This is a genomic window from Peterkaempfera griseoplana (assembly GCF_001418575.1).
GTDB classification, from domain to species: domain Bacteria; phylum Actinomycetota; class Actinomycetes; order Streptomycetales; family Streptomycetaceae; genus Peterkaempfera; species Peterkaempfera griseoplana.
On record NZ_LIQR01000071.1, the window covers coordinates 1 to 5,708 of the forward strand.

General features: G+C 74.2%; 2 protein-coding genes. One reads left to right on the top strand and one right to left on the bottom strand.

All coding sequences use genetic code 11. The features are described from left to right. Nucleotide 1 precedes the first annotated feature (1 nt). Nucleotides 2–238 carry a 2-oxo acid dehydrogenase subunit E2 gene (locus AOK09_RS05745; RefSeq protein ID WP_079062788.1) on the top strand — a complete coding sequence of 79 codons (237 nt, stop codon included), beginning with the start codon at nt 2–4 and terminating at the stop codon, nt 236–238. Nucleotides 239–290: 52 nt separating this feature from the next. Here the strand turns inward: AOK09_RS05745 and AOK09_RS43075 are convergent, their stop codons facing one another. After that, nucleotides 291–5,687, bottom strand: a complete 5,397-nt coding sequence (locus tag AOK09_RS43075) for a non-ribosomal peptide synthetase/MFS transporter (RefSeq protein WP_063795849.1) — start codon at nt 5,685–5,687, stop codon at nt 291–293. Nucleotides 5,688–5,708: the final 21 nt, after the last annotated feature.

Consider the following 5,708-nt stretch of genomic DNA (forward strand, 5'->3'; position numbering starts at 1 on the left):
CCTGACCGGCGCCAACTTCGTTATTACTCTCCACACTGACGCCGACGTGGTGCTCGCCGTCCCCTTCATCCTCCCCGGCACCGTCTGCGCCCTCGCGGTCACCTCACCCCAGGACGGCTCACCCCAGGACGGCTCACCCGCCAACATCGGACTCGCCTACGACCACCGGCTCATCAACGGCCGGGACGCGACGCTCTTTCTCCACGCCCTCAAGAAGGCCGTGGAGCAGCTGGGCTGACACGGCGGCGATGCGGCGGGGCCCGGGCGGTGATCTGCCCGGGCCCCTCGCGTCAGCGGCCGGCGTCCCCGGGTGTGCGGGCCCGCAGGGCCTCCAGACCGACCAGGTCGTCGGACGGCGCGTCGGGCACCTCCCGGTCGAACCCCGCCAGGACCGGCACCCAGAGGCAGACCAGCGCCAGCAGCGCGATGGCGGACCCGAAGAGCAGATAGAGCAGTCCGATGCCGCGGCCGTCGCCGGTGCCGATCACCCGGCCCACCGTCGAGCCCAGCGCACCGCCCGGCTCCATCAGCGGCTGGAGCAGCCGGGGCCCGAAGGGGACGATCACCGCGAAGCCCAGCGGCAACGTCGACCAGGCGACCATGGTGTTGACCGCGATCACCCGGCCGTGGAAGCGCTGCGGGACCTTGGTCTGGATGATCGTCGCATAGATGCCGTTGACCAGGGCCAGCCCCAGCGCCATCCCGAAGGCGCCCAGCGCCACCAGCGGCAGCGACGGCCGCAGCCCGGTGACCACCGCCGCCGCGGCCAGCGCCAGCGTCGCCAGCAGCACCCCGCGCAGCCGGTGCCGGCGCGGCCCGCCCCAGACCAGCAGGACCAGGCCGCCGAGAGTCGCCCCGACACCGGCCCCGGTCGCCACCCAGCCGGTGGCCGACAGCCTGCCGATCGACAGCACCAGCGGAGTGGTCAGCAGGAACAGCGGTGAGAGGAAGACGTTCAGCACCGCGAAGAAGACCAGCATGGAACGGAAGTGGCGGCTGCCCAGCGAGCGCCGGAACCCCTCCCGGATCTCCGCCGCCACCGACTCCCGGCGCCGCCAGGCCATCGTCGCAGGGAACCGGACCAGGGCGACCGTGCCGATCGCCGCCAGATAGCTGCCCACGTCCAGCAGCAGGATGCCCCGCAGGTCCACCGCCGCCAGCAGGCCCACCGCGAACAGCGGCACCAGGAACTGGGCGAGTCCCGCGGTCATCTGCACCACGCCGTTGGCCCGGCCCAGATAGCGCTTGGGCACCAGCTGGGGCACCGCCGAGCCCCAGGCGAAGCGCTGGAAGGTGAGGGAGGCGGAGAGCACCACGATCAGCAGATAGACATGCCAGACCCGGAGGGCGCCCGCGAGGGCCAGACCCAGCATCACCGCCTGGGTGGCGCCGGCCGCGAGATCGCCGCAGAGCATGATCCGCCGCCGGTCGCCGCGGTCCACCACGGCCCCGGCGAGCGGGGCCGCGAGGATGCCCGGCACCAGCGCCAGGGTGGCGAGCAGGCCGAACTGGGCGAGCGAGCCGGTGTGCAGATAGATCCAGATCGGCAGTGCGAACTCGGTGAGCGCCGAGCCGATCATGGAGATCTGCTGGCCGAAGGCCACGGTGAGGAACCGGCCCATGCCGGGCCGCACCTGCCCGGTCCGGCCGGGGAGCGCGCCCGGGTCCCTGGAGACGTCCTCCAGCCACCAGGTGGCGTCCGGGCGGCGCCGGTGACGGTCCTCGGCGCCCTCGGCGACGGAACGGTGCACCTGGGTGACGATCTCGGCCAGCTCGGCGGCGCGGTACTTCAGGAAGAAGTGCCCGGCCTCGTCCAGCACCACCGCCGCGGTGGTGTCCGTGACGCGGTGCCACTCACGGAAGCGCTCCTGGTGGAACTCGGTAGCCAGGTCCCGGTCGCCCACCACCGCGATCACCGGAGCCCGCAGTACGGCGCCCTCGGTCTCGTAGAGGTCCCCGAAGTAGCGCTCCGCCTCCAGGGTGCCGGAGCGGCGGTTGCGGACGATCAGCCGCAGCTGCTCCGGGTCGACCTCCTCGACGTCCAGCCCGGCCGCCGTCAGGGCGTTGATCATGCCCTGGTCGCTGCGCAGCCGCTCCGCCACCCGGGCCAGCCGGGCCGCGAGCGCGGCCCCCCGGCCCTTCGGGCGGGCGAAGGGGAAGATCCCGCCCAGGTGGACGGCGGCCACCTCGCGGCCGGCCGCCTCCAGCCGGCGGGCGATCTCCACGGTGAGCATCACCCCGAGGCCGCAGTGGCCGTAGAGCACCACCGGGCCCTCCACCCCGTCCAGCACCTCCTGGGCGCACCGGGCGGCGACCTCGTCGAACGGCTCGGCCTCCTCGCCGAGTTCATGGCCGGGCACGGCGATCGAGTGCAGGGCCCAGTCGTCCGGCAGTTCGTCGGCCAGCGGCTTGTAGATCAGCGCGCTGCCTCCGCCGTACGGGGCGCAGACCAGGCTGGCGGTGACCGGGCCCGCACCTGGCTGCCGCGCCGGGGTGAGCCGGTGCAGCAGCCTGCGCGGACCGCTGCCGCTGCCGGACGATCCGGCCAGGGCGGCCAGTGCGCGCACGGTGGAGTGCTGGAAGAGGTCCATCAGGCCGATCGGGGCGGCGCGCTCCGGGAAGGCGCGGCGCAGCCGGGCGACCACCTGGGTGGCCAGCAGTGAGTGGCCGCCCAGGTCGAAGAAGTCGTCCGTCGCGCCGACCTGCGGCAGGTCCAGCAGTTCGGCCCACATCCCGGCGATCAGCTGCTCCTCCAAAGTGGCCGGGGGCTCATGACCGGTGACCGGGGCGTCCTCCGGCTCCGGGAGCGCCCTGCGGTCCACCTTGCCGTGGGCCTGGAGCGGGAACTGCTCCAGGGCCACCCAGCGGGCCGGGACCATGTAGTCCGGCAGCACCTCCAGCAGCCGTGCCCGCAGTTCCGCGGGGGGCGGCAGCTCGGTTCCACCGGGCCGCTCCAGATAGGCGACCAGGGTCTGCCTGACCCCTTCGCCGCGGGCCAGCACCACCGCCTGGGTGACGCCGGGCAGCAGGTCGGTGAGCGCGGCCTCGATCTCTCCGGGTTCGACCCGGTAGCCGCGGACCTTGATCTGGTGGTCGCTGCGGCCGAGGAACTCCAGGGTGCCGTCGGAGCGCCAGCGGGCGAGGTCGCCCGTGCGGTAGAGACGGCCGCCCGGCGGACCGTGGGGGTCCTCGACGAAGCGCTCGTCGGTGAGGTCGGGCCGCCCCAGATAGCCGCGCGCCAGCCGGTCGCCGCCCAGGTACAGCTCTCCGGGGGCCCCCGGCGGGACCGGCTGCATACCGCCGTCCAGGACCAGGCAGCGCGCGCCGGGCAGCGGACGGCCGATCGGGGTGGTGCCGGCGGCCTCCTCCGGGGGCGGACCGGCCGGGACCTCATGGACGGTGATGCCCACGGTGGCCTCGGTCGGCCCGTAGTGGTTGAAGACCGCGCAGCGGCCCGCGGCGGCGAGCTCACGAGCCCAGGCGTACGAGGACGCCTCACCCCCGAGCACCAGCGCCCGGCGTGGCAGCAGCCGCTCGACGGGGACGTCGGCGGTGAGCGCGGCCAGATGGGACGGCGTCATCTTCAGGTAGTCGATGCCCAGCCGCTCCATCCGTTCGGCCAGTTCGACCCCGGCGGTGCGGCGCGGCAGCAGATGGACCCGGCCGCCGGTGGCGAAGGCCAGATAGAGCATGGTGATGCTGAAGTCGAAGGAGAGCGACTGGAGCAGGCCGTAGCTCGCCCCGGGCACGATCCGCAGCCGGTCCCGCACCCCGGCCAGGTAGTTGAGGATCTGCCGGTGCTGTACCGCGACGCCCTTGGGGCGGCCGGTGGAGCCGGAGGTGTAGATCACATAGGCCAGGTGGTCGGGGCCCGAGGACTCCGGGAGCGGTGCGTCGTCCTCGTCGTCCCGCCCGGTGTGCTGTCCGGTGGGCGGGCCGTCCAGCAGGATCCGGGGGCCGTCGTAGTCCGGCAGCCGGCCGGCGAGGGCACTGTCGGTGACCAGTGCGGCGACCCCGGCGTCGGCCAGCAGGCCGCAGAGCCGTGCCGGGGGCTGCTCCGGGTCCATCGGCAGATAGCCGGCGCCGGCCTTGAGCGCGGCGAGCAGTCCGACCGCGAGGTCGGGGGACTGCTCCAGGCACACCGCCACCCGGTCGTCGGGACCGACGCCGAGCGCTCTGAGCCTGCGGGCCAGCCGGTTGGAGCGCCGGTCCAGCTCGCGGTAGCTGAGCGTCCGGTCCTCGAAGACCAGGGCGGGCGCCTGCGGGTGGGCGGCGGCGGTGTCGGTGAAGAGCCGGGTGAGGGTCGGGGGACCGGGCGGCGGCAGTGCGGGGCCGTTCGCCCAGTCGGTGAGGACGGCCGTGCGCTCGGCGTCACCGAGCAGCGGCAGCGCGGAGACGGGCAGGTCCGGATCGGCGGCGGCCGCGGTGACCAGGACGGTGAGGCGCTCGGCGAACCGTTCGACGGTGGCGGTGTCGAAGAGGTCGCTGCGGTAGGTGAACAGGCCGCTGAGGCCGTCCTCCTGCTCGCTCATATAGAGCGCCAGGTCGAAGTGGGTGCTGGTGCCTTCGAAGGTGAAGCCCTCGGCCTGCCAGCCGGTCGGCGCGGGGCGCGCGGTGCGGTCGCCGTAGTTCTGGAAGGCGAAGGTGGTCTGGAACACCGCGGAGCGGCTGACGTCCCGTACGACGGCGAGGTCGGCGACCATCTGCTCGAAGGGGACCTCCTGGTGCGCATGGGCGTCCAGGGTGGTCTCACGGACCCGGCGGACCAGCTGTCCGAAGGTGGGGTCGTCGGCCAGCCGGGTGCGGATCGGCAGCATGTTGACGAAGGCGCCGACCACCCCCTCCAGTTCGCGGTGCAGCCGGCCGGCCACCGGGGAGCCGATCGCGAAGTCCCGCGCACCGCTGTGCCGGGCCAGCAGCACCTGGTACGCGGCCAGCAGCACCATGTAGGGGGAGGCGCCGCAGGTCCGGGCGAGGGCGTTGACCCGGTCGGTGAGAGCGCGGTCCCACCGGAAGGAGTGCGCGGCGCCGCCGAAGGTGAGGACCGGCGGGCGGGGCCGGTCGCCCGGCAGGTCCAGCGGGGGGACGCCGGCCAGCTCGCGCTGCCAGTAGGCGCGGTCCCCGGCGAGCGAGCCGTCCTCCAGCCGGCCGCGCTGCCAGTACGCGTAGTCGCCGAACTGCACCTCCAGGGCCGGCAGCCGGGCCGGGACGCCGTGGGCGTGCTGGGTGTAGAGGGCGTCCAGTTCACGCTGCAGCAGGTCGACGGACCAGCCGTCGCAGACGATGTGGTGCAGCACCAGCGCCAGCACATGGTCCTCGGGCCCGAGACGGACCAGCAGCGGGCGCAGCAGCGGCCCGCAGGCCAGGTCGAAGGGCTCGGCGACGGCGTCGCGGACCAGCGCGGCGGCGGAGGCGGCCGGATCGTCGTCCGCCGCCTCCATCAGGCGGGCGGTGACCGGGCCGGGATCGGCGACGACCACCCGGGCGGTGCCCTCCTCGGTGCCGGTGAACGACATGCGCAGGCTCTCGTGCCGGGCGACCAGATCGGTGAGCGCGGCGTCCAGGGCGCCGTGGTCGAGCGGACCGCGCAGCCGGCGGGTGGGAGCGAGGACATAGCCGGCGCCGCCGGGGGCGAACTGCTCCATGAACCACAGCCGCTCCTGCCCGCTGGAGAGCGGGGGCGCCAGACCCTCGGGGCGGGGCGGGAC